Consider the following 25677-nt stretch of genomic DNA (forward strand, 5'->3'; position numbering starts at 1 on the left):
TTTCTGTTAATCGCGAAAACAAAAGTAAATCATGACAATAATTGTTGCAAAAGCTAGAATAATAAATGGACCTTGCATTAGTGATCCATTAGCGTCCCCATTTTCATTTCCTGCTGCCAAAGCTGTTGTTAATGGTGTAAAAAGAAGGACTAAAGCTAAAAATGATACTGCTAATAATCGTTTACCCATAATATGACTCCCCCTAACGTTCCTTTCAACTCTACCATTTTATTATAAAATGCAATTCACTTTCAAGCAATTGAAATGTAGCCAAGAAAATATAGGAAATAAATTCATTCCTGCCTTTATGAGTATTTCAAGTGAACTTGGTGAAAATATAGTTAGAAATATTTGAGAGAAGGGAGCTTAGAAATAGGGAAAAAAATAGATGGTGATATTTCAGAAAAGAAAGAAAATTCAATAAAATTAGAATAAAGTAATGAAATCTAACATAATCTGTTATATAATAAAAAACAAGAAAAGAACTGTTTGACACAGATATAGGGTAAATAACATAAACATAGTAATAAAAGTGGTAATGTTTTTAAGTTTCTTTTCACAAAATGTTCAATTTGTTCTATGATAGTTTGTTGAATACTTCACAATGTTATATTACAATTAATTTAGAACTTAAGGATGGAGGGATCAATGATGATGATGTCTAGTAAGGAGTTCTTTAATAATTTACCACCGAAAGAATGTGCAAAGTGTGGCGATCACATTGAAGAAATGGCTGACTGCTATTCTCATAAGTGTGAGGACTGTGAAGGAGAAATTCATTAAAAAATTTATATACGAAATAAATAATACTCGAGGCTAGCCCAAGGTTATTGGATAAATAACAATAGGGATAGCCTTTTTTTTATCTTTTAGGCTACCCTGAAATAAGACAGTTCAGTAGTGAATGGTGACGACTCCAGCGACGAGCATTTGCTTCACAAATAAACTTCGAGTTGTCTCGACGCATATAACAACAGAGCAACACTTCCAGAGGCAGAGACAGGCCCATGTACTTTAGCAGTATACAAAATATATAGTGTGGAGGCTGAGGCCGTGCCCGGAGCTAGGATGGCGACATTACGCCGTTGCCTACAGGACGTAGGCGGTACTTAGGCGTAATTGGAGGATGGCATAATTGTTCCGCATAGAACGGAGGAACCTCCTGATGAGTATTTTCATCCCCCATGGTGCAAATTTATACTTGAAATGAGAGGTCTACCCTGAAAATAAGTAGGTTCAGGCGTTGCTTTCCATGTCTTCTTGTGTAGTCTCAATTAATTGAAGATTGAATGTTTCTTGGAAGTGATGTAATACTCCTTCAGAAATAAACTCTGGTGGCTTTGGACCAATACGAATATCTTTAATTCCTAGACTAAATAATCCTAAAAGAATGGCAACAGCTTTTTGTTCAAAAAATGAAAGGACATGCTTATAACTTGGAATGAACCAGGGAGGGAAATTATATAACAGATTATTTTGTATTTGAACAATAGTCTAATTTTATTTAAGGATAAACAAATGTGGAAAGAAAAATGTATACTATAGCAAAGCTAATAAGTAAGTGGGGATGTGGGGGAATGATTGTTCAAGAGGACTATAATGATCTTATTCTAATTCAACAACATGATCACGCATTAATTTCAGGGACTATTGCAAATGCTTGGAATGAGAATTATTTTAAAGGTGAAGGAAGAAGGGAATCTGTGGAGCTAGCAATTGCGCAGCATGATTCTTGTTGGAAAAAGCTAGATGAAAAACCAATTTATCTAGCTTCAACTAAACAACCAGCATCCTTTCTATATTATCCTTTGAAAGAAAAAATAACTGCATACAGTCAAGGTGTTGATGAAATGGAAAAGAAAAATAAGTTAGCTGCCTTGTTAATTAGTATGCATTACAGTAGTTTTTTTCAAGGGAATTTAGATCAGGAAGGTGAAGTGTTTAAAAGTAATGAAAAAGACCGCCAGAAGAACCTATGGAAGGAACTGATTCATGGATCAGAGGAGAGGGAAGAAGTAAAGTTTTATTTTGATTTACTGCAGCTCTGTGATAACTTGTCCTTATATCTTTGTATGAATAAGTGGGGGTGTTCAAAAGAAGAGGAATTGTCATGGTTTAAAAATGGCTTTCCACAACAACTAACATCTTTAAATGGGGTTAATATGGTTGCGGAGTGGAGGTCCCCTTCTAATGTGAAATTAACACCATATCCCTTTACTGAAGATCAAGTAGAGGTTCACATTCCGTATAAGAAGATTCAGAAAGAATGCATAAATAGGTATAATCTAAAGGATGAAATAGATAGTGCGGAGCTAAAAAAACATAAAGTAACCTTTGCATGTGACGAATAAATTCTGCCATAAAGAACCCCCTCTCAAGCATACTCGAGAAGGGGTTCTTTATGGATTTTATTATGACATAGTAGAAAACAGTATTGTTCAATTGTAATATCTACGTGCCACGTTGATTGTTAGATGAATGGCGTTTCATGTTTTGCTTTAAGAACCTTCCAACGACGACCTACTTCGTTTTCAAAGTCTGTTAGCAAGTGTTTGTTTTCTTCTTTTAATAGATGCTTTGTTTTACCCATTAATTTTAACCACTCAGATAATTCAATTTGTTTCTTTTTAGCTTCAGGGTCGTACGTAATTGTCGTTTCTCCTCGTTCAATTTCATAAAGAGGGAAGAAGTTAGACTCTACTGCAGCTTTCATGATCGTTTCACCGTCACGATCAGCTGATTTCCAGTTTAATGGACATGTAATAAGGATCTTTCCATATACAAGACCAACGTTTTGCGCATACCATTGAGCTTTAGCAGCTTTTTTCACTAAATCTTGAGGATACGCTTCTGTTCCAGTAAACACGTAAGGGATGTTTGTTGCAGCCATAATTTGTGCAGTATCTTTATGGTGGAACGCTTTACCTTGCTGTGTTTTACCAACAGATGTTGTACTTGTCATATGTCCTAGTGGTGTAGAATAGGACATTTGTGATCCTGTATTCATATAACCTTCATTATCATACTCTAAAATAATCATTTTGTGGTTACGAAGTGCTGTACCAACAGCTGATCCCATTCCAATATCCATACCACCGTCACCAGTTATCATAACAAATGTGAAGTCCTCATCAATATCAACTTCTCCTCGTTCTTTCATTTCAAAGAACGCTTCTAATGCACCAGACAATGTTGCTGGACCATTTTGGAACAAGTTATGAATGAAAGGTTGTTTATGAGAACTATAAGGATAAGCGGATGTTACAACATACCCACACCCTGTATGCAATAGAATCACTGCATCTCCTTCAATACCTTTAAAGAATAGCTCTAAACCAGGGAAGATACCGCAACCAGGACATGCACCGTGACCAGAAGCAAATCGCTTAGGCTTTTGTGTTAATTGACGTAAAGGTGGAATACGAACCTTTAGCTTGCCAGATTCTTCATCCTCTGTTACTTTAATTAATCCTGTTTTATACGTATCACCAGTCATCGGTTCAATTACTTGCTCTAATGCTTTCTCAGGATCTCCAGGTGTTTGACCATAGTAATCGAATGGCTTTTCTGCATAGCCAAGTTCCATAGCATCAATAGCCATTTGGAATAAGTTTTCTGCATCATCAGCATAAAAGTCTTTTCCACCTAAACCGAACACACGGCTTAATACAATTGTATGGTTATCTTTATCATCTTGAAGAGCAGATTTTACTTCGTGTGTTAAATTTGGACCATTTCCACCGTAAGAGTCAGCTCGTTCTGCAACTAGAAGGGATTTTACGTTCTTCAATGCATTACGGATATCTTCAGCAGGGAATGGACGAATAATATTTGGACTAATGACACCAGCTTTAATTCCTTTTGCACGTAAGCGATCAACTACATCTTTTGAAGATTCTGCTGCTGAGTTTAATGCAAATAAAGCAACTTCAGCATCTTCCATTTTATAAAGATCTAAAATGTCATAGTTACGACCAGAAATCTCTTCGTATTCAGCACTAATTTCTTTGAATACGTCGTAAGCACGATAAATTGCTTCTGATTGTTGGAAAGTATTATTTAGTAAATCGTCTCCGTTCATATGAGCACCAATTGTAACTGGGTTTTGTTTATCAATCGATACTGGATACCCTTTAGGTGTAGGTCCAACGAATTCTTGCACCACATCACGTTCCTTAAAGTAATCTACTTTTCTCTTTTGGTGAGAAGTATAGAATCCATCATAAGCAACCATAACAGGTAAGCGTACATCTTTATGTTCTGCTAATTTTAGGGCCATAATATTCATATCATAAACAGCTTGTGGAGTACGAGCCATTAAAATAACCCAACCAGTATTTAATGCATAATATAAGTCAGAGTGATCACCACGAATATCTAATGGACCACTCACTGCACGAGTTACTAGGTTCATAACCATTGGGAAACGAAGACCAGATTGTGCTGGTAATTGTTCTAGCATATATAGAAGTCCGTTAGCACTTGTTGCGTTAAATACACGAGCTCCAGTTGTAGCAGCACCGAAACAGATACCAGCAGATCCATGCTCACCGTCAGCTGCAATTAGTTCAATATCATGAATACCTTTTGACTTCATTAAATCTAAATATTGAGCAACCTCAGTTGATGGGGTGATTGGGAAATATCCCATCATGTGGTAGTTAATTTGAGCTGCAGCAGTTGCCGCCATTTCATTACCAGATTCAAAGGTTGTTAACTGCTCTGGAGCAGTTTTCTTATTTTTTAAAGTATCTTCTACCATAGCCATTATTTAACCCCTCCTGTTACTAGTGGGAAATTGTGCTTCACTTGATTTTCATCTGCATATCCAAATGTTTCTTCCATATCTGCCAATGCGTCTGTAGGACAAGCATCAATACACTTTAGACAGCCCTTACAATATTGATAGTCAATACCTTTCAGGAACATTTGTTTACGACCACGCTTATCTTCTCCTTCTTCCCAAACAAAACAATAGTCAGGACAAACTGTGTCACAGGCAGCACAGTGAATACAGCTATCTGCTTTATATTCAGGCAAGAATCCTAGGCGAGAACCACTCAAGTCTTTTTGTATACTATTTGCTTGAGCTGTGATAATTCCACCAATCACTTGCGTTTCATATCCTAATCGTGGTTGTATTCTAGTAAACTCTTTACTTTTTGCTCCAACAGGTACTTCATATGTTTTAAATGTAACTTCATTATATCCACGTTCGAATGTACGGATATTTGGTTCTACGAAGTGTGGATATTTCTTTTCGAACGTTTTACGAATAACGTTTTTCATCTCTTCTGGATCTAAAAAGTCTAATGTACGATAAAGTGCACCAAGCATTGCTGTGTTTACTTTTGTTTTTTCTTCGTTTGCAATTTTTAATGCATCTACAGTTGCTAACGTACCATAATCTAATCCTAAGTCTTTTTTTACTGAGTCAAAATCTCTTTTCGTATTAACTAGGACAATTCCATCTGCATCTAAACCACTAACTACATCAACCATTTTATAAAGCGCTTCGTGGAATACACCAATAACATGTGGTTGCTCCACTGGAGAATGGTCGCGAATTTCAGTATCAGCATCACAATAACGTACAAATGATTTTACTGGAGAACCCTTTTTCTCTGATCCATAAGATGAGAAGTTGGATCCATTAAGACCTAGACCTAAAACGCCAGCTTCCGCTAACATTTTTCCTGCTAAGTTTGCTCCAAGTCCGCCAATTGATTCAAGGCGAATTTCAAAGAACCCTAATTCGTTCTTTTTTGGTAAAATAGACATTAATTTGTCCCCCTTTTTTAAAATAACATCATAACTCCCTAATACGTATTATAAGCAAAAGATAGGGGCTTTGTGGTGATTTTCGTCACACTTTCACAAATTGTTAACATTTAAGAACTGATACACATTTTTTTACAGCAAAAAAAACCTTTAATAATATGGAGTTGACGTCATTCATTTGTGTAATACAGATTTTTTAGTTATATAACACAGAATGGCAATATGGTAATGAAGGAAAATATAGGGCTATTAATTAAATATTAGGAGGCGTTGATATGAAGGGAAATGTGAAGCTTCAGACGGAAAAATGGGTAATGGGGCTCTTTAAAAATGATTCTACTGGTCATGACTGGTACCATACTGATCGGGTTAGAAAAAATGCAATACATATTGGGGAAAAGGAGGGGGCAAATCTTTTCGTTTGTGAAATGGCTGCATTATTACATGATGTTGCGGATGAAAAATTTAATGAATCTGAAGAAGAGGGATTACAAAAGGTAGAAGAGTGGCTTTTACAACAAGACGTGCTAGAAATAGAACGACTCCAAATCTTGTCGGCTATTCAAACTGTTTCATTTAAAGGAGGGAATAATCGAAAGCCTGCTACTTTAGAAGGCAAAATTGTCCAAGATGCTGATCGACTAGATGCAATTGGGGCAATTGGAATCGCCCGTTGTTTTATGTATGCTGGTGCATATGGTGACGCAATGTATCATCCAGACCTTTTACCAAGGGGAGAGATGACACAGGAACAATACAGGAATGAGCAATCCACTGCCATTAACCATTTTTATGAAAAATTATTAAAGCTAAAATTACTTATGAATACAGAAACTGCACGAAAGTTAGCAGAAGTACGTCATTCTTATTTAGAAAATTTTTTAGAAGAGTTTTTAGACGAATGGAACGGCCTTAAATAATAAGAAGAAAAGAGGGTGTCATTGACACCCTCTAATTATCTCGTTACTTGATAGATAACTGTGAAATAAATGGAAATATAAGCTTATTTTCGTCTTGCTCCTAAATATCGGTTACCCCAATAAGATTCATCTAAATAGGAAATTTTTACTCCAGCTGTAGCATCTGTATGAATGAACGCGCCGTCACCTAAGTATATTCCTGCATGAGAAGGACCTGGTTTGTATGTTTCGAAAAAGACGAAATCGCCTCTTTCTGGAGTGGAAACGGAGGTTGTTTCACCCCAAATGCCATCTACTGTTCTTGATAATGATTCATCGATGTAACTATATAAGTAAACTAAAAAACCACTACAATCAAATCCAGAAGGTGTTGTACCACCCCATGAATATGGAGTGCCAATTAGCTCTTTTGCTCTAGTAATAATTTCTTCCGTTGAATAAGTAGACGAAGGTGCAGAAGAAGCTACTTCTGAATTTTTTTCTAGTTTCTGTTTCTCTATTTCCTCTTCTTTTGAATTTTCAGGTATTGATTGTGCGGCTTCTTGTTCAGTTGATATTTGTTCATTCCTCTGTACAGACCTTTGTTCATTTTGGCGATTTTCTGCTATTTTTTTTAAATCGGCTGTTTCTATGAAAGTGAATACTTGGTTACCAGCAAGCCCATCAACCATTAAATTATGTTCTTTTTGTAATGTCCTTACTGCTTGCTGAGTCAAGCTATCATAATAGCCATCTGTCTCCCCGTTATAATATCCCCCTTTCTTTAGCTGTTCTTGTAGAAACACAATGTCATCATGTTTATCTCCATATTGAAAATAGGAACGTTCAAAGGCTTTTTCTTCAGCCTCATCTTTTTTAAGAGGTTGAGGTGTAATATATAAATATTCGTCATCCTCGTTATTTGGACTATAAATAGTTGATATATCATTTGCAGCATTACTATTTTTAGTCATTGTATGAATAAAATGCTTCGTACCAATTAAATGGACTATTGTTTCATATTTTACTTCTCCATCAATTGGAAGCCCATGTTCTTTTTGATATAACTTCACAGCTTTAAATGTACTATCGTTAAATTTTCCATCAATAGTAGCTACATAGTAGCCTATTTCCTTTAAATGCTTTTGAATTGTTTTTACTTTCGGGCCTTCATCTCCATGTCTAAGTACAGTATCCTTTGGCCAAATACTAGTCATAGCTGATGAAGCGATTTGATCTCCGTATGTGTCCATCCATTCCTTTGATACTAGCCTTAAATGCGATTCCGAATTATCCCATTTCTCATTGGTCGTTGTACTTGAAGAATGATCACTAATGTTTGATAAAGATAGAAGAGGTTCTTTAAAAGTATGGCTAGATTGATTCATATGAGGTAATGAATGTAATACTGCAAAGGCTTGTTGTGATTGTGTGTTATAAGGTGCAGAAGTAGAGAGAGGGTGTAAGAATTCAACCATAGTATTCCCTTGTTCCCCTTGCTGTAATTGACCAGAAAGTATTGGAGCCAAGGCTGTCCCTGCTACAATTGTAGTGAACAAAGCAGTGCCCTTATGGTCCTTCAAGATGTTCTTTGACATGCATATCCTCCCATTCTTTCATAGCCTTATTATAAATGTAGCCTATTCTTCGAAAATATAGCTACTAAAAACAGGGTATGTTTTATCTGTACGGGTTAGAACATAAATAAATGAGGATTGTATAAATAGGAAAAAGGGTACAATGACGATAAAACGATAAAATTATTTAAATATATTAGGAAGGGATGAGTAAAATGAGCTTACATGAAGTAAGAGTCATTTCCATAATTGAAGATGAATTTGAAGATTTAGAACTATTATATCCCCATTACCGATTGCAAGAAGAAGGTGCTATTACTCATATAGCAGGAGTAGATGTAGAAAAAACATATCGAGGTAAGTACGGAGTTCCTGTGAAACCAGACTATAGCTTTGAGCAAATTAATATAGAAGAATATGATGCCCTTTTAATACCTGGAGGTTGGGCACCAGACAAGCTGCGTAGATATGATGAAGTGTTAAGGATGGTTCATTATATGAATGAGAAAAAAAGATTGATCGGACAAATATGTCATGCTGGTTGGGTGTTAATTTCTGCAGACATTTTACGAGGGAAGAAGGTTACGAGTACTCCTGGTATAAAAGATGACATGGAAAATGCAGGAGCTATTTGGCATAACGAAGAGGTTGTTGTTGATGGAAATATTGTTTCTAGTCGGAGACCGCCAGACTTACCGGCATATGGAAAAAGACTTGCGGAAACTCTTGTACATTTGACAAAATAAAGATAAAGAACAGGGCATCTGTTTAGGGAACAGGTGTCTCTTAATGAGAATAGGAGAATATAATGAAGGATTGTGGATTACATGGATAGGCAAGAAAAGTTAGAATGGATACAAGATTTTAGGCAGTGTAATGTATCATTTGAGGAAGAAAATCCCCACTTTCATAACGTTGCATTACAAAACTACCTTTCTTTTTACAATTTTTCCGTTGAAAAAATAGATCAATATCGGTGTTGCTTTGAGAAAGTGCATGGTAAAAAGTACTTTTATCAATTCTTTTTAAAAAATAACCCTTCCGCTACAATTTACTTAGTCCATGGTTATTTGGATCATAGCGGTGGGCTTAGTAGGACAATTAATTATCTACTACAACAAAATTATCAAGTAGTTGTGTTAGACTTACCAGGGCACGGTTTCTCTGAAGGAGAAGAGGGGATGATTTCTAGCTTTGATGACTATCTTGTTGCAATTATTAGAGGATATGAACTTATAAAAGGTTATTGTGATAATATTCCCGTCATCGGATTAGGTCATAGTACTGGTGCAGCATTATTGTTTCATGCTAGTACAGAAAGGAAAATGGAGCTTAAGGGGTTATTGCTCGTTGCTCCCCTTTATTATCCATTTAAGTGGAACTTATTCAGAAGAATCTTACTTTTATCTGGAAAAGTTGTTCCGCAAAAAAAACGGAGCTTTAAGCGAAATTCAAATGATAGTGCTTACCGTAATTTTGTTAAACATGATCCCCTACAAGTGCAAGTATTAAAAGCACATTGGATTAATGCTTTAGAAAATTGGCAAAATGAATTTGTTGATTGTCCAACATCGTATTTTCCTATTTATATGTTACAAGGGACAAAAGATACGACGGTAGATTGGAAAAAGAATTTAAACTTTTACAAAGAAAAGTGCGATACCTTCCAAGTGGCTTTATTTGAAGATGCTCGACATCAGCTATTAAACGAACGAATGGAAATACGTTACCTTGTTTATAAAAGAATTAATGCATTTTTGGCTGAAGTGATTGATGATGATTTCTAAAAAGAATAAAGAACGTTAATGCAAGTCCGACCATTATAAGTCCACTTATAAATAATGGTTGTCCAAATGCATCAGATATTGCTCCAGAAAAACTAGAACCAAATACTACACCTAAAGAAAAACAAGCATAAAAAAGGCCAAATGCCTTTCCTCTATTATATGATGTTGAAATGTCTAGGACCATTCTGTTCATAGAGGGAAAAATAAATGAAAATCCTACACCATATATAAGCATGATGATCGCGATCATTTCAATGGATTGTAATTGACTTAAGCTAATTAAGGAGAAACTGATTAAACCCATTCCAATCAGAATGATCAAAGAGGGTGAATACCTGTCGAATAAACGATTTAACGGTGATAAAAAGATAATAAGTGCTACAATGCCGAAGCTACTTAATAATAGACCAGTTACAGCAGTACTTAACGACAGTGATTCTACTTTTAATGGTAAAGCGTATGCGAGTACCCCCATACTCATCATTAAGGCGAAGGCGCTAATTAAGGCTTGTAGCATGATAGGATTACGTAATAATGGTAAAATATCTTTCATATCTACAGCTTTTCTTTCAAAGGACTTACTAGATTCCTTTAACCAAATAAACGCAACGATGCCTGTAATGAAAAAAAGTACAGCAACAAAATAGAAAATTGTATCAACAGATAATCGAGCTGACATGATTCCTCCAAAGGCCGGACCTATAATGGCAGCTGTTCCAATACATGCTCCTGAGAATGCCATCGTTTTTCCACGCCTTCTGGAAGGGGCTAAGTCCCCTAAGTAAGCAAATGCTGCAGGGATAAGTGCTCCCCCTGCTAATCCGTGAAATAACCGACTCCAAAATAACCCCCAGCCTGATTGTGCTAATGGATAAAATAAAAGGGCCACTGCTACAAATCCCATTCCGAATAGTAGCATCTTTTTTCGTCCGTAACGATCAATCCAATGACCAGAAATGGCATTTCCAATCATATTAGACAACGAATAAATAGCAATAATCATTCCTGTTAAAAAACTAGAGGCTCCAAGTTCTGTTGCGTAGGGTGCAATAATAGGTAATTGTATGAACGTATCTAAAAAAGCTATGATAATAATGGCATATATAAAGATAAGCATGCTAGTTCTCCTTTCAGACATGACTACTTTTACTATACAGGAATGCTCTTGTTGGAGCAAAGTGAACGATCCATTGATATAAAAGAAATAAGCTGTATTAAAGGATGATGTTGTTTTAGTAGAAACGTGATTATTACAGAAGAATTCTAGAGCAGCAGAAAGCAGCAAAATAATCAAATGCTAAAATCAACAATAAAATTTATCAGTGCCAATAGAAAATGCCACTTATAAAGAATTTAACGTGGTTTAAAAGTAAGGGGATATATAATGGATAAAGTATATTTAGACTATAATGCTAGTACACCGTTGGACCCAGTTGTAGTAAAAACATTGGTACGACTTCTTGAGGAAGAATATGGTAACCCATCAAACTCACATTGGGCAGCGAAAAATGCAAAAGGAATACTTGAAAAGGCAAGAGATCAAGTAGCTAGCCTCATTTCAGCCAAGAAGGACGAAATAGTATTTACAAGTGGAGGAAGTGAATCAAATAACCATGCACTAAAAGGGGTCTATTATGCCCTAAAAGAGAAAGGGAACCATATTATTACTACCAATATTGAGCATCCTGCTATAAAAAAGCCGTTAGCTTTCCTAGAAAGGGAAGGAGTAAAGGTAACGTACATACAAGCAAATAGGAATGGAGTCATTGATCCAGAAGAAGTACAAAAAGCAATTACAAATAAAACAATTCTTATTTCTATTATGCATGCAAATAACGAAGTAGGAACAATTCAGCCAATTAAATCGATAGGTAGAATCGCTAAGGAGCATAAAATCCTATTCCATTCAGATGCATCACAGTCGTTAGGGAAAATTCCAGTCAATGTGAAGGAACTAGGAGTAGATTTATTAACCGTTGCTGGGCATAAAATTTATGGACCAAAGGGTATCGGTTCATTGTACATAAGAAAAAATACTCCAATTGACTCTTTTATACATGGTGCCGGACATGAGGCTGGGAGGAGAGCAGGAACAGAAAGTATTATGTTAGCTGCAGGACTTGGAGCAGCTTGTGAGAAGTGCGAACAGTATTCAGATAATAAACTAGTGAAAGATCTCCGTAATTATTTTTGGAGAGGACTACAGAAATCTTTTGGAGAAAGTATCGTTTTAAATGGTAATTTAAACGATACGCTTCCAAACACATTAAGCGTTTGTTTTATTGGACATATTGGACAAGATATTTTAGACAAAGTACCAGAGGTAGCTGCTTCTACAGGTGCTGCTTGTCATACTGGTCATGTTGCTTTATCAGATGTTCTCGTTGCTATGGGAGTAACGAAAGAAATAGGAAAGGGAGCTGTTCGTTTTAGTTTAGGACGTTTTACAACAAAAGAAGAAATAGATTTTGTACTAGACATACTAAAGGAAAGAATTTAAATAGAAACAATTTATACTATAATATATATTACTATAAAGGTATTTCCAGTAAAAAAAGCCCTGATTAATCAGGGCTTTTTTTACTATTTCATTAATTTATTAACTAGCAACCTTACTATTTAGTTCCTTTTGTTCTTGTTGTTTTCTCAGTTTGGCAATATCAAAACGAAGTAAAATAGTTACTAGTAAAGCTGCGATAAACATGAATCCAAAAATATACATCATAATCTGGTAACTTCCTGTAATTTCACGCAGTTGTGCAGTTAAAATTGGACCAACTAACCCAGCTGCAGCCCAAGCAGTTAAAATGTAACCGTGAATTGCACTTAATTGTTTTGTGCCAAACACATCTCCAAGGAAAGCTGGTATAACTGCAAATCCTCCACCATAGCATGTAATTGCTGCAAAAATTACGATTTGGAACAAGATAACATGTGCGATACTTGGCAACAAGAAATATGCTGCAATTTGAATAGCAAAGAAAGCAAGGTACGTGTTCGGTCTACCAATATAATCAGAAAAGGTAGCCCAGCCAATTCGTCCAAGTCCATTAAATACCCCAATAAGACCAACCATCGTCGCAGCGGCTGCTGCACTCATTCCAACAGTTTCTTGTGCTAGAGGAGATGCCACAGAGATAATTGCTATACCACAAGTAATGTTTATGAAAAGTATAACCCATAAATACCAGAAACGCTTTGTACGTACTGCTTCATTTGCAGTTAATTGTGCAAGATCTTTTTTAACTTTTTTACTACCATTCTGTTCATCAACATTAAATCCTGCTGGTGCCCATCCTGGCTTTGGTGGCTCCAAGTACTGAGCTGCTGCCATAATAATAACAAAATATACAGAACCTAAAATGAAAAATGTTGTAGCTAAGCCAACGGAGTTGATTAATGCGTTCATAATTGGGCTACTAACCATAGATGCAAAACCGAAGCCCATGATTGCAAGTCCAGTAGCTAATCCTCTACGATCAGGAAACCATTTAACTAATGTTGATACTGGTGTGATATAACCTAACCCTAAACCAATACCACCGAATACACCGTAGAAAAGATATAATAAAATAATGTTTTCTAATAACATAGCTACCCCGGAACCAGCGATACCTACTCCGAAGAAACAAGCAGCTAGTATTCCAGATTTTCTAGGTCCATATTTCTCTACGAAATGTCCTAAAAACGCAGCTGCAAGACCTAGAAATAAAATAGCAATACTAAATGTTAATTGCACATCGGATAAATTCCAACCGAATTGATTTGTAATTGGATTTGTAAAAACACTCCACGCATAAACGGAACCAATTGAAATATGAATCCCAACAGCGGATAAGGCAATGAGCCAACGGTTTTTTGTTTTTTCCATTTTGTATTCCCCTTTTCAGTGATTGTGTATTCTTAAGAAGGGATAAGGCCAAAAGAGACTATCACATATACACCTTCAATATTGGATAGAATTTTATATTAGGCTTTGTTAAGGTGAAGACCTTATAGAAATTTGATTTTTCCAGAAGGTGATTAACAGAGCCTTTTAATGAAAGATCGAAAGAATACACGAATTAAATTTTATAGATGACATTGTTCTTATAGCTTTATATTTTGTATAAAGAATAATTACACTGTTTTTCTATAACTAATTGTACAATAGTTCACAAGGATGGATAGATACAAAACATGAAGATTTGTTGAACAACTATTGAAGAATTTATTAACAAATGTAATGAAAATAACTTAAAAGCCCTTCGATCATTGAATTACAGCGTATTTTATAACTCCTATTCTTCTTAGAAGTAATCAATACTGTATCAATGTAGAAATCGTACTGTACTAGTTTAAAATAATACGATTGTATTATGAAGGACCAGTAGAATTTTCATGTTCTGTTATTTTTTTAATCTGCTCCATAGGTTGAAATTTAATTTTCTTCTCGGTTAAGCTGTACCATAAAATGATGAATGAGAGAATATTAAATATGAATACTAATATGACACAAGTCCAAATAAACCATAGAGTATTTAAAATATTTTTATAAATCCACAAATCATACAAATTCATAACCCCTCTCTTAGTTAAATTTAACCTTACATAAATTCACTAAACTATACGTTTATATATTTAACAAAAAAAGAATGAATTATCATAAATGATGAATACTAACATGGATAAAAATGAAACAACTGAAAAAGTAAATATGTCTGTTTAAAAATTTGAATAGGAGTCCATGTCATGGAATTAGAACAAGAACAAAAATTTGAGAAAATCCAATCCTTTTTGCGTTTAAATATAAATAACGTCTTTACTGAACTAGGCAATAATTCAGATATTGTTAAAAGGGAGTTTAGTCTATATAAAAATTCTACGATAAAGGCTGCTTTTTTCTATGTTGATGGTTTAGTCAATGAAGAGGTAGTGGAGAAAACGATTCTAACACCGATGATTGATCGAAGCTATAAACTAGAAAGTACAAGTGAAATAAAAGGGGAAGCATTAATAGAAACGATTTATGAGCAGCTAATCTCTACTCCTTCCGTAGCCATTGTGAATACGATAAATGAAGGAATAGATGGAATATTGTCTGGAGATACCTTTCTTTTAGTTGATACATGTGATCAAGGTTTTATTTTATCTACGAAAGGATGGGCAAGCAGAGGAATTGATGCTCCGGAAACGGAACCAGTGATACGTGGACCAAGAGACGGTTTTTCTGAAAATATAAGGACAAATACATCTTTAGTTAGAAGAAGAATAAGGGATACAAATTTTAATATCGATGCTTTAAAAATAGGAAAGAGATCTAGGACAGATGTTGGTGTAGGATATATAGAAGGAATTGTAAATGAAGGTTTAGTAAAAGAGGTAAAGGATAGGTTAAATAGGATTGATATAGATGCAGTATTGGAAAGTGGTTATATTGAAGAATTAATTAGTGATGCACCTTTATCACCATTTGTTACTATTCAGAGTACGGAACGACCAGATAAAGTTGCAGCAAGTCTGTATGAAGGAAGAGTAGCTATTTTTGTTGATAATACTCCATTCGTTTTATTAGCTCCTGCCCATTTTTGGCAATTTCTTCAGGCTTCTGATGATTATTATAATAATTATTTAATGGGAACGTTCTTTCGTTTAATTCGATATAGCGCATTCATTATAAGCTTAACATTGCCTTCCATTTATGTCATGCTTGCAAGTTTTCATCAAGAGATGATACCTACCCCATTAGCAGTAGCTATTGCTGCAGGGAGAGAAGCAATACCATTTCCTGTATTACTAGAGGCAATCATAATGGAAATTGCCTTTGAATTAATGCGAGAAGCTGGACTACGAATGCCTAAGCCTATTGGACAAGCAGTAAGTATTGTTGGTTCACTCATTATTGGGCAAGCTGCAGTAGAGGCAGGTTTAGTTTCTCCTATTATGGTAATTGTTGTTGCAACAACAGGAATAGCAGCATTTTCAATCCCACATTATGATGCGTCGTATTCAATTAGATTACTTAGGTTCCCTATATTACTTGCTTCAGGGACGTTGGGTCTTCTCGGCTTCTCAGCAGTAATTACACTTTTGGCCCTTCACGCTTTTTCATTACGTTCTTTTGGTGAAGCCTATTTGTCACCAATTATTCCCATGAATCCTACAGATCAAAAAGATACGATTCTCCGCATTCCATGGTGGGGGAATAAAAAGAGACCTGAGAGTGCTCGAGGTGATACAACACGTGTTGGTGAACACCAAAAGCCTAGTCCTAGTGGCAATGAAACTACAGAAAAGAATGAAGAGAGTCAAGAAAATGATAAGTAAGAAGGGATATTGTTGATGAGTAAAGTGATAACTATTCTTGTCATACTTTGTTGCTTAGTAGGGTGTATAGGAAAGGAAGAAATCGATGACTTAGCCATGGTAATGTCCTTTGCAATAGATAAAAACGAAGAAAATAATAATCTGATTATAACTGCACAAATAGCTCGACCAGGTAATGTAACAGGTGATACTGGTGGCGGTGGAGAAGGGGAACCCATTTGGACTGCTACGAGTGAAGGAGAAACCATTTTTGAAGCAATTAGAAATTTAGCCCGTTTTTCATCGAGACGAGTTTTTTGGGCACACAATTTCATTATAGTAGTTAGCGAAAAGGTTGCACGTGAAGATGGATTAGTAGATATTATTGATTTTTTTAATCGGAATAACGAATTACGCATGAGAACTTGGGTGGTAATTTCTGAAAAAGATGCAAGGGAATTAGTAGCCACGAAAACAGGTCTGGAAATTGTTCCGGGAATGTCTTTAGATCGACTTTTCCGTTACAGTGACATCGTTTCAGAAGCTCCTAGATCTGACGTAATGACATTAACATCAGCATACTTAGGGGAGCATACTCATCCCTACTTAGCTATGGTGAACATCCGTGATAGGGGTATTAATACAGAGTCTCCTGAGGAATTTGGTAGTATTCCGCAAGTAGAACTATCAGGAACAGCCATTTTTAAGGATGACAAAATGGTTGGGAAATTAACTGCAGAAGAATCAAGAGGTTTTTTATGGTTTATTGACAAAATTGAATCTGCTATTGTACCACTTTCTTGCCCTGAACAAAATGATAGAAGAACTAGTGTGGAATTAAGGGAAAATAAATTTAATATTTCCCCTTACATAGAGAACGACACCGTGAAATTTGAAGCTACTGTAAAAACAAAGCCTCATTTAGTTGAGCTTGGTTGTTTAACATCTAAGGAGCATAGCGAAATTGTAACAATATTAGAGGAAAAAGTAGAAGCTGCAATTATTCAAGATATTGAAATAATGTTAGCTAAGGTTCAAAAGGAGTTTAAATCTGATGTTCTACAATTAGGACGAACTTTTGAAGGAAAGTATCCGGGACAGTGGAAAGAGATGGAAAGTAGTTGGGACGATATATATCCAAATGTTGAAGTGAAGATATCTGTAAAAAGTGATATCAAAAATACGTTGCTATTAGAAAATCCAACGAGACCTGCTAAGGATTGATAAATGTGAAAACACAATTGACGAATGGGATGATGATGGCAGTAATAATCAATTTAGTATACGCAAAGGCGATCGGTGTGACGCAAGGAATTTTAGCAAGACAAGCAGGGGGCGACATGTGGATCGTAAGTATTCTATCCACGTTAATTGGACTATGCATAATGCTTCTTACTGTTTTTATAATTAAGAGGTACCCTAATAAAAATATTTTTGAACAAACTAGGGGATTAGTTGGGAAATGGGGAGAAAAGATTTTGTCTTTACTGTTATTTATCTTTTTTTTAGGTGCATTCGGTGGTGTAATGATCACACTCGTTTATCATTTAATGGACTATTTCTTACCTGATGCTCCTACCATTTTATTTGTTATTATAGCAATTTTAGCTGGGATAGTCGGCCTTTTTTATGGTATAGAGGTTATAGCAAGGGTCGCGATATTAGGTACATTTTCAATCATCATGTTAAACATACTAATATTATTTGGTTCACTATCTTACTTTGAAATACGACATTTTTTTCCTGTATTAAAAAATGGATTATGGAATGGGATAGAGGCGACAAAACATCCGAATGGGGATTGGGCAATGGCTACTTTGATGGTCGCTATTTTACTACCAATGGTGAAAGAAAAACAAAAATGGTTCGCTTATACTGGGAAATCAATTGTATTTGGAGGTTTACTTATTCTACTATGGCCAATTCTGCAAGTAGGTGTATTATCACCAGAAGTTACAGGGCAATATATTGTCTCATGTATGCAAATGGCTAGAAGTGCAGAAATTGGTTTATTTATCCATCGGTATGAATTGATCATGATTATTTTCTTCTCTTTATCAGCTCTTGTTCAAATTATGATTTGTCTTTTATGTGCGGTTATCTCAGTAAAGCATTTGACGGGAGTGCAAAATCTTAATAAATTAACAATTCCTGTAGCAACCATTTTAGGGGCTTTTGGTTATTGGGTTGTTGTAGATCATATAAGAGCAATGGATTTATTAACCTACTATTGGCCAAGAGTTGCAATGCCAATAGCCTTTGGTGTTCCAATCATAGTATTCATATTAGGTACGGTTATAAAAAATAAAAAAGACAACGTTATATCAGGGTAGACTTCACATGCAAGTGGAATTTTCACCATGGGGGATGAAAATCTCTTTCTAAGGTATATTCCCTTCCCGTATTTGTGATCTTCTGCCGTTCGCGGGAAGAATATCGACTTCATTCATCCCGCATTTCTGCTTTCACTCCATTTGCGGGAACAATGACGGCTTCTATCTTATTTTCAGGGTAGACTTCCCAATGTTCATCTTTCAAAAGTTTAAATAAAGAATGGAATAAAAAATAAATTTTAACAAATGATAGGAATCGAACAACAAAAATTATTGGGGGTAAATAATGAAGAATCAACGTTTCACTCAAAATCGATTTTTGATTATCAGTTTCATTGCGTTTACTGTTCTTGTAAGTTCTATGTTTAATGTAGGAACAACCCATGCCTTTGAACGTATCCCAACAGCTGGTATTGCTATTAATGGAAAAATGGTTAATGGTATCGATCCAATTAAAATTGGAGGATATTATTATTTACCATTAACGGAGTTAGCTAAAATTTTAAGCTACAATGACATTCGTTTCGAAAGCAATACAAAAACCTATGAAATGACAGATGGATCAACTACTGTTCGAACTACCATGGGGGGCACGCAAGCAAGAAGAGGAGATGAGTATATAAACATACATCCACCTAGATGGATTAATGATACAGCGTATATTTCACTAGGTGCGGGTGGCGCATTGTTTAATGCGTTTATATACTTTAAGCCAGAAAATGGATCTATTCAAGTGGAAAAGCCAGCACATAGGTATCGTGTTCAAGCGGGAGATTCCTTATGGAAGATTGCTGAGAGTCATCACATAAGTGTTCAAGCACTAAAAAATGCTAATAACCTTACTTCAAATTTAATTTATTCAGGGCAAATCTTAAAATTACCTTCAGGTGAAGAAGGGAAAGAGATGGAGCCGATTAAAGAAAAAAAACCAGTGAAAAATAATAATCCAGCTCCAAGTCAAACCATTGCTACGAATATACTTAATGAAGCACAACAGTATATTGGAGCAGGGTATAAATTCGGTGCCACATTAAATGAGGCCCCAACTTTATTTGATTGTTCTTCCTTTACTCAATTTGTTTTTGGAAATAACGGAATTGAGCTACCGAGAAACTCGAGACAACAATCTGCTGTTGGTACTTCAGTAACAAATTTGAAAGCTGGGGATTTAATATTCTTTACAAATCGAGATTTATACTCCGACGGAAGGGTTGGGCATGTAGGAATATATATGGGAAATGGTGATATGATCCATGCATCATCTTCAAGAGGTGTTCATATTGCTACTAACTTTTTAAATATAGGTTACTGGAAAGACAATTATCTATTTGCTAAACGGATCATAGAATAAATTGATGAAGAGGCTGTCCCAAAAAGTCATTGAAATAGACTTTTTAGAGGTGCAGCCTCTTTTTTCCGAATTTATTAGCAGGAATTAGAAAATCCTTGTAGAATTCAAAAGTAAAGTGTAATTAATTGTATTAGTACATACATAGAAATTTGTAATAAATGATAAAATTATAAGTTGTTACAGAATTTTTAAAGAAAGGTATTAACTATATGAGAATAAAAACGAAGCTTTATATGGGGTTTGGGATTGTTTTGACAGTTATTCTGCTTATTGGTACTACTGTTTTATATACATATAATCAACAGAGAGATCATTTATCAAACGTAGTAAATGAAAATTATGAGAGAGTGAAGCTTGCAGATAATTTGGAGGCCTACTCACAGGCCATTTCAAGAGAAGTAAGACAGTTATTATTGATGGATCTTAATCATTTTGATCAAAGTGTAACTATTTATGAGGACCAAAAGGAGTTAATAAACTATTATCAACATTCTTCCACTGTTCAATTAGATTTATTAAAGCAGCTTTCCACAAATAAGGATACAAGTGACTTAATCGCTACAATAGAATTTGAAAATGATCAATATAATGATTTGATACTTTCTATTTTTGACTATGTTGAATCTGGTAATACGAATCGTGGGGTGCAAGAGCTTCTCAATAATACGGAAGTTAGAACGTCTCTTATTGATTCGATAAATGAGTTGAAAGTGTTGGAAGAACATGAGATGGAAAGGGCTTTACAAAGCTCAGAAGAAATGTTTCACTCTGCACTGCTTTTTTTCTCTAGCCTTATAGGGATTAGTATTTTATTTATTGTTGGATTGACACTCCAAATTACCAAAAGCATTGATCGATCTATAAATAAAGTAAGGTCAGTCATGGTAAACATTCCATCCAAGTTAATGGATCAATTACCTAAAATTCGTAATATAAAAGATGACGAGATTGGTGATATAGCCAAGACATATAATGTTATGGTAGAACATCTTGAAAGTATTAAAAAGAAGGAAGACAAATTAAATGAAACGTTAAAGGAAGATAACTGGATTAAATCGAATTATGCACAAGTAACAGATAACATTCAAGGCTTACAAGATCTTAAGAAATTTAGTGAAACATTATTGACAAGTATAGCTCCACTTGTGTCTGCGTCCTTCGGCATATTATATATTAAGGATGATGGAAAGCAACTTATTAAACAAGGGAGTTATGCAGATGAATATAGGGATATAGGGGTTGAAAAGATTAATTTTGGAGATGGACTTGTTGGACAAAGTGCATTAACAAATCGGAAAATGTACTTTCGTAAGTTACCAGAAAACTATATTAAATCTTCTTCAGGATTAGGAGAAGGAGTTCCAACTTCTCTCATTATTATTCCAGTTAAGTTTGAAAAAGGTGTTATAGGTGTACTTGAATTAGCAAAGTTCGAACCTTTCACTCGAATCGAAATAGATTTTTTAGAACATCTTTGTGACAGTGTGGGTGCAAATATAAATCAAATTTTAAACCATCTTAAAATAAGTGATCTCTTAGTTGAGTCCCAAACCACAACAGAAGAGCTACAAACTCAATCAGAAGAGTTACAGCAGCAGCAGGAAGAATTAAGAATGATAAATGAAAAGCTTCACGATCAATATAAGCAGTCAGACGAAAAAACGAAAGAATTAGAAGTAATAAAAAAGGATTTGGAACGAAGAAATCGAGAGATACAATTAAGCTCTAAATATAAATCAGAGTTTTTAGCTAATATGTCACATGAGTTAAGAACCCCTTTAAATAGTATCTTAATATTATCTCAACTGTTACACGAAAATAATGATCAAAATCTCACAAAGAAACAAGTAGAGCACGCAGAGACCATTTATACATCTGGAAAGGATTTATTAGATTTAATAAATGATATATTAGACTTATCAAAAATTGAATCAGGTAAAATTGATATTTATCCTGAAGAGTTAGAAATAAGTAATGTTAAAGCATTTGTAGAGAGACAATTTTCTCATGTTGCTCAACAGAAAGGTGTAAACTTTAACATTAAAATAGAACATGACACACCCTCCATTATTTATACAGATGATCAAAGATTAAAGCAAATATTAAAAAATTTGCTTTCAAATGCATTTAAATTTACAAAGGAAGGCAATGTAGATTTACATATAAAGCGTGGTTCTAATGATGTAAACTCTAAGGTTATCTTTTCTATTCGTGATACAGGCATTGGTATATCAACGGAGAAACAAAAATCTATATTTGAAGCGTTCTATCAAGGTGATGGAACGACTACAAGGAAATATGGTGGAACAGGGTTAGGGTTATCTATTAGTAAAGAACTTTCCACATTGTTAGGTGGTTATATTGAAGTGGAGAGTAAGGAAGGGAAAGGAAGTAGTTTTTTACTACATTTGCCTGATTTATCAAGTCAAATAGATGAAGCTGTTATTGATATGGATGAGATAGCTGTAACATCAGAAGAACCATTAAATGATAGGTTTGATTCTCAATCAAATATAACCGTAATCCATCATAATAAAACCGAAAAAGATATAGAAAATACGAAAGAACTCCTTGAAAATAAAGTTGTTTTAATTGTTGATGATGATATGAGAAATGTCTTTGCTCTTACAACTGCACTTGAGATGAATAAAATCAAGGTATTATTTGCAGAGAATGGAAAAGAAGCTATTGATATGTTAAATAAGAATCCGGCTATTTCAATTGTTTTGATGGATATTATGATGCCTATTATGGATGGGTATGAAGCCATGAAAAAGATTCGTGAAAGAGAGGAATGGAGTGATTTACCAATCATTGCATTAACAGCAAAAGCCATGAAAAATGACAGGGAAAAATGTCTTCAGGCAGGTGCATCAGATTATATTAGTAAACCAGTTGATATGACGCAACTTCTTTCACTCATTAAAGTATGGGTTTATAAGTAGAGGGGGGAGAACGATTAAAAAAATCGAACCGGAAAAGGAAAAGGATTTCGAAACAAGTGAGTTAGAAAGAATCGAAATTGAGTTATTACTTGAAGGACTATACCGATATTATGGTTTTGATTTTCGAAATTATGCTTATTCTTCTATTAGAAGGCGAATATGGCAAAGGGCAAAGATTGAGAACATTACTACCATTTCTGATTTACAAAAGAAAGTCTTACGAGATCCTCTACTTATGAAAAAGTTATTAAATGATCTATCAATTAATGTTACTGAAATGTTCAGAGATCCTAGTTTTTTTAAAGTATTCAGAACAGAAATAATTCCAATTTTACGGGATAAGCCTGTCATTCGTATTTGGCATGCTGGTTGTTCATCTGGAGAAGAAGCTTACTCTATGGCTATTTTATTGTATGAAGAAGGTCTTTATAATAAAACGAGAATTTATGCTACTGATATGAATGAACAAATATTAGAAAAGGCAAATGGTGGTGAAATACCAATAACAAATATGCAACTGTTTACTCGAAACTATCAACAAGCAGGAGGGGTTAAAGAGTTTTCTCGCTATTATAGTGTTGACGATAATGTGGCAGTCATCCAACCCTTTCTGAAGAAGAATATCGTCTTTGCTCATCATAATTTAGTAACGGATTTTTCTTTTAATGAGTTTCATGTCATTTTATGTAGAAATGTTTTAATATATTTTAATAATAAATTGAAAAATAGAGTGTATCATCTTTTATATAATAGCTTATCAGACGAAGGATTTGTTTGTTTTGGAAGTAAAGAAACGATTACTGACAGTGAGGCTACAACATTTTTTCAAATCATTCATTCCCGCGAGAAAATTTATTACAAAGGAAAAAAACATTTTTCAATAAAAGAAGAGGGTAATAGAATATGAAAAATGAAGACAAAATAAAAATTTTAATGGTAGATGATCGGATAGAAAATTTAATAACCTTAAAGGCAGTTTTAGAATCAGACGATTATGATTTAATTGAGGCGAAATCAGGAGAAGAAGCTCTTAGGAAAGTTCTACAGCATGATTTTGCAGTCATTTTATTAGATGTGCAAATGCCTGGGCTAAATGGGTTTGAGACTGCTGATATCATTAAGCAAAGGGAAAGTTCAAAACATATCCCAATTATTTTTATAACGGCAATCAATAAGGAAAATGAGCATGTTTCTAAAGGGTATTCGAAAGGTGCTGTAGACTACATTTTTAAACCCTTTAATCCGCATATGTTACGTAGTAAAGTGGAAGCATTTGTGAATATTTATAAAAATAAACTGGAAATTGAAAGTCAGAGAAATGTATTAAAGGAAAAAACAGAAGAATTAAATGAAGGATATTTAAATTTAGAAAAAACTATTCAAGAGAAAACAAAGGAATTATTGAATACAAATAAAGAGCTTCAGTTGTCTCAGGATCATTTTAGAAAAATATTTCAATCTAGTCCAAATCTAATGGCTATAAGATCACTTAAAGATTATCGTTATATTAACGTAAATAAGAGTTGGTCGCAATTTACAGGTTATGACCTTGATGATGTAGAAGGAAGTAACAAAAATTGGATTAAATTAACACCGAAAGTGAAGATCTCGAATACGGAAACACCTCTTCCACTTGATATACAAGCTGGGAAATTTAATGAAAATGTTATATATATGACAAAAGGAGAGGAAGTAAGGGAAGGTCTTTTATCAACGGAGATTTTAACGATTAACGGTGAAAAATGTGTCATTAGCGCTTTAACAGATATTACTGAAAACGTTAAGCTTGAAAAACAGATCTCTCGCTTAGATCGATTAAATTTAGTAGGTGAAATGGCAGCAGGAATTGCTCATGAAATTAGGAATCCAATGACAACAGTCCTAGGATTTTTACAACTAACAAAAAATGAACAGGAAAAACCAGATACAAAGGAATATTTTAATTTAATGATTGACGAACTAAATAGGGCGAATCATATTATAACGGAATACTTATCCTTAGCAAAAGATAAAAAAACACATAAACAAAGTCAAAATATGAATAGTATAATAGAATCTCTTTCACCTCTATTACAAGCAGAGGCACTGATGAATAATAAAGATGTAAAATTAGAGCTTGAAGAGTGTCCAGATATTTATTTAGATGAAAAGGAAATTAGACAGCTTATCTTAAACATTGCAATTAATGGTTTAGAAGCTATGGTAGACACTGGTTTATTAACGATAAGAACATATAAAAGAGGCTGTAATGTTATTTTAGAAATCGAAGATGAAGGTCCAGGTATGAAGAAAGAGATATTGGAAAACTTAGGAAAACCTTTTTATACAACAAAAGATGGAGGGACTGGATTAGGACTCCCTATTTGTTATAGCGTTGCTTCTAGACATTCAGCAGAAATTGATATTAAGTCAACAAATGAAGGGACTACTTTTGTTATCGAGTTCCCTGTTGAGCAGCCTATTGTGCAAGGAAAGGAATCAAAGTACATTAAAACTTAAATATGATCTCCTCATCAAATCAAAAAGCTATCTTATGATTTATAACAAGGGCCGGTGCTTTCACTAAAATATATAATAATACTAGTTTGACTAACAATTCCAGTCGATTTGTTAGTCTTTTTATTTATTTGTCATTATGAGTTTTTTCACTCTAATACGTATAAATATTGCCAAAAAAATGTGGCCTACATAATGGTTATAAGTAGAAGTTTCCTTATAT

The 25677-nt window shown here is 34.5% G+C and carries 19 protein-coding genes and 2 pseudogenes; 14 read left to right on the top strand and 7 right to left on the bottom strand.

The genetic code is table 11. The features are described 5' to 3' along the window. Positions 1-6 precede the first annotated feature (6 nt). Positions 7-189 (bottom strand): hypothetical protein, encoded by a 183-nt coding sequence (locus QA612_RS20990; RefSeq protein WP_278285793.1) that lies wholly within the window; start codon positions 187-189, stop codon positions 7-9. A gap of 462 nt (positions 190-651) precedes the next feature. On the opposite strand from QA612_RS20990, the gene yhfH reads away from it, so the two are divergent. Further along, complete coding sequence (gene yhfH / locus QA612_RS20995) at positions 652-783, top strand: protein YhfH (protein ID WP_278285794.1); 132 nt, start codon at positions 652-654, stop codon at positions 781-783. Between the two features lie 453 nt (positions 784-1236). Here the strand turns inward: yhfH and QA612_RS21000 are convergent. Next, a pseudogene (locus QA612_RS21000) lies at positions 1237-1425 on the bottom strand (hydroxylamine reductase); the annotation flags it as partial. Between the two features lie 95 nt (positions 1426-1520). On the opposite strand from QA612_RS21000, the gene QA612_RS21005 reads away from it, so the two are divergent. After that, positions 1521-2351, top strand: a complete 831-nt coding sequence (locus QA612_RS21005) for a DUF3891 family protein (RefSeq protein WP_278285795.1) — start codon at positions 1521-1523, stop codon at positions 2349-2351. 119 nt (positions 2352-2470) lie between these two features. Here the strand turns inward: QA612_RS21005 and QA612_RS21010 are convergent, their stop codons facing one another. After that, entirely contained in the window at positions 2471-4768 is a 2298-nt protein-coding gene (locus QA612_RS21010) for a transketolase C-terminal domain-containing protein (RefSeq protein ID WP_278285796.1), read from the bottom strand. Then, positions 4768-5781, bottom strand: coding sequence for a 2-oxoacid:acceptor oxidoreductase family protein (locus QA612_RS21015; protein ID WP_278285797.1), 1014 nt, complete (start codon positions 5779-5781; stop codon positions 4768-4770). The genes QA612_RS21010 and QA612_RS21015 overlap by 1 nt, the downstream gene beginning before the upstream one ends. 275 nt (positions 5782-6056) lie before the next feature. Between QA612_RS21015 and QA612_RS21020 the strand changes: the two genes are divergently transcribed. After that, positions 6057-6701, top strand: a complete 645-nt coding sequence (locus tag QA612_RS21020; protein ID WP_278285798.1) for an HD domain-containing protein — start codon at positions 6057-6059, stop codon at positions 6699-6701. A gap of 83 nt (positions 6702-6784) precedes the next feature. On the opposite strand, the gene QA612_RS21025 is transcribed toward QA612_RS21020, so the two are convergent. Continuing rightward, positions 6785-8278 (bottom strand): C40 family peptidase, encoded by a 1494-nt coding sequence (locus QA612_RS21025; RefSeq protein WP_278285799.1) that lies wholly within the window; start codon positions 8276-8278, stop codon positions 6785-6787. A gap of 194 nt (positions 8279-8472) precedes the next feature. Here QA612_RS21025 and QA612_RS21030 point away from each other — a divergent pair, with 194 nt between their 5' ends. Further along, the gene (locus QA612_RS21030; RefSeq protein WP_278285800.1) at positions 8473-9003 is read left to right on the top strand and encodes a type 1 glutamine amidotransferase domain-containing protein; all 531 of its coding nucleotides are present in this window, start codon (positions 8473-8475) and stop codon (positions 9001-9003) included. Between the two features lie 81 nt (positions 9004-9084). After that, the gene (locus QA612_RS21035) at positions 9085-10044 is read left to right on the top strand and encodes an alpha/beta hydrolase (protein WP_278285801.1); all 960 of its coding nucleotides are present in this window, start codon (positions 9085-9087) and stop codon (positions 10042-10044) included. On the opposite strand, the gene QA612_RS21040 is transcribed toward QA612_RS21035, so the two are convergent. Beyond that, positions 10004-11338: an MFS transporter gene (locus QA612_RS21040; RefSeq protein ID WP_347568891.1), complete on the bottom strand. Its 1335-nt coding sequence runs from the start codon at positions 11336-11338 to the stop codon at positions 10004-10006. The genes QA612_RS21035 and QA612_RS21040 overlap by 41 nt on opposite strands. A 90-nt stretch (positions 11339-11428) precedes the next feature. On the opposite strand from QA612_RS21040, the gene QA612_RS21045 reads away from it, so the two are divergent. After that, positions 11429-12544, top strand: a complete 1116-nt coding sequence (locus QA612_RS21045) for a cysteine desulfurase family protein (protein ID WP_278285802.1) — start codon at positions 11429-11431, stop codon at positions 12542-12544. A 99-nt stretch (positions 12545-12643) separates the two neighbouring features. Here the strand turns inward: QA612_RS21045 and QA612_RS21050 are convergent, their stop codons facing one another. Further along, entirely contained in the window at positions 12644-13915 is a 1272-nt protein-coding gene (locus tag QA612_RS21050) for an L-lactate MFS transporter (RefSeq protein WP_278285803.1), read from the bottom strand. 860 nt (positions 13916-14775) lie between these two features. Between QA612_RS21050 and QA612_RS21055 the strand changes: the two genes are divergently transcribed. From QA612_RS21055 to QA612_RS21090, 8 genes and pseudogenes are all read left to right on the top strand, one after another. After that, a complete protein-coding gene (locus QA612_RS21055) occupies positions 14776-16350 on the top strand; it encodes a spore germination protein (protein WP_278285804.1) in 1575 nt (524 codons plus the stop codon). Between the two features lie 15 nt (positions 16351-16365). Then, entirely contained in the window at positions 16366-17553 is a 1188-nt protein-coding gene (locus tag QA612_RS21060; protein WP_278285805.1) for a Ger(x)C family spore germination protein, read from the top strand. A gap of 5 nt (positions 17554-17558) precedes the next feature. Continuing rightward, complete coding sequence (locus tag QA612_RS21065) at positions 17559-18662, top strand: GerAB/ArcD/ProY family transporter (RefSeq protein WP_278285806.1); 1104 nt, start codon at positions 17559-17561, stop codon at positions 18660-18662. A gap of 286 nt (positions 18663-18948) precedes the next feature. After that, positions 18949-20013, top strand: coding sequence for an NlpC/P60 family protein (locus QA612_RS21070; protein WP_278285807.1), 1065 nt, complete (start codon positions 18949-18951; stop codon positions 20011-20013). A 209-nt stretch (positions 20014-20222) separates the two neighbouring features. Next, positions 20223-22958: an ATP-binding protein gene (locus tag QA612_RS21075; RefSeq protein ID WP_278285808.1), complete on the top strand. Its 2736-nt coding sequence runs from the start codon at positions 20223-20225 to the stop codon at positions 22956-22958. Between the two features lie 76 nt (positions 22959-23034). Further along, positions 23035-23175 (top strand): annotated as a pseudogene (locus tag QA612_RS21080) (CheR family methyltransferase); the annotation flags it as partial. 18 nt (positions 23176-23193) lie between these two features. After that, entirely contained in the window at positions 23194-23865 is a 672-nt protein-coding gene (locus tag QA612_RS21085) for a CheR family methyltransferase (RefSeq protein ID WP_278285809.1), read from the top strand. Further along, positions 23862-25457, top strand: coding sequence for an ATP-binding response regulator (locus QA612_RS21090; protein ID WP_278285810.1), 1596 nt, complete (start codon positions 23862-23864; stop codon positions 25455-25457). The genes QA612_RS21085 and QA612_RS21090 overlap by 4 nt, the downstream gene beginning before the upstream one ends. Positions 25458-25677 lie beyond the last annotated feature (220 nt).

It is taken from the genome of Evansella sp. AB-P1, from assembly GCF_029688925.1.
Taxonomy (GTDB): Bacteria; Bacillota; Bacilli; order Bacillales; family Salisediminibacteriaceae; genus Evansella.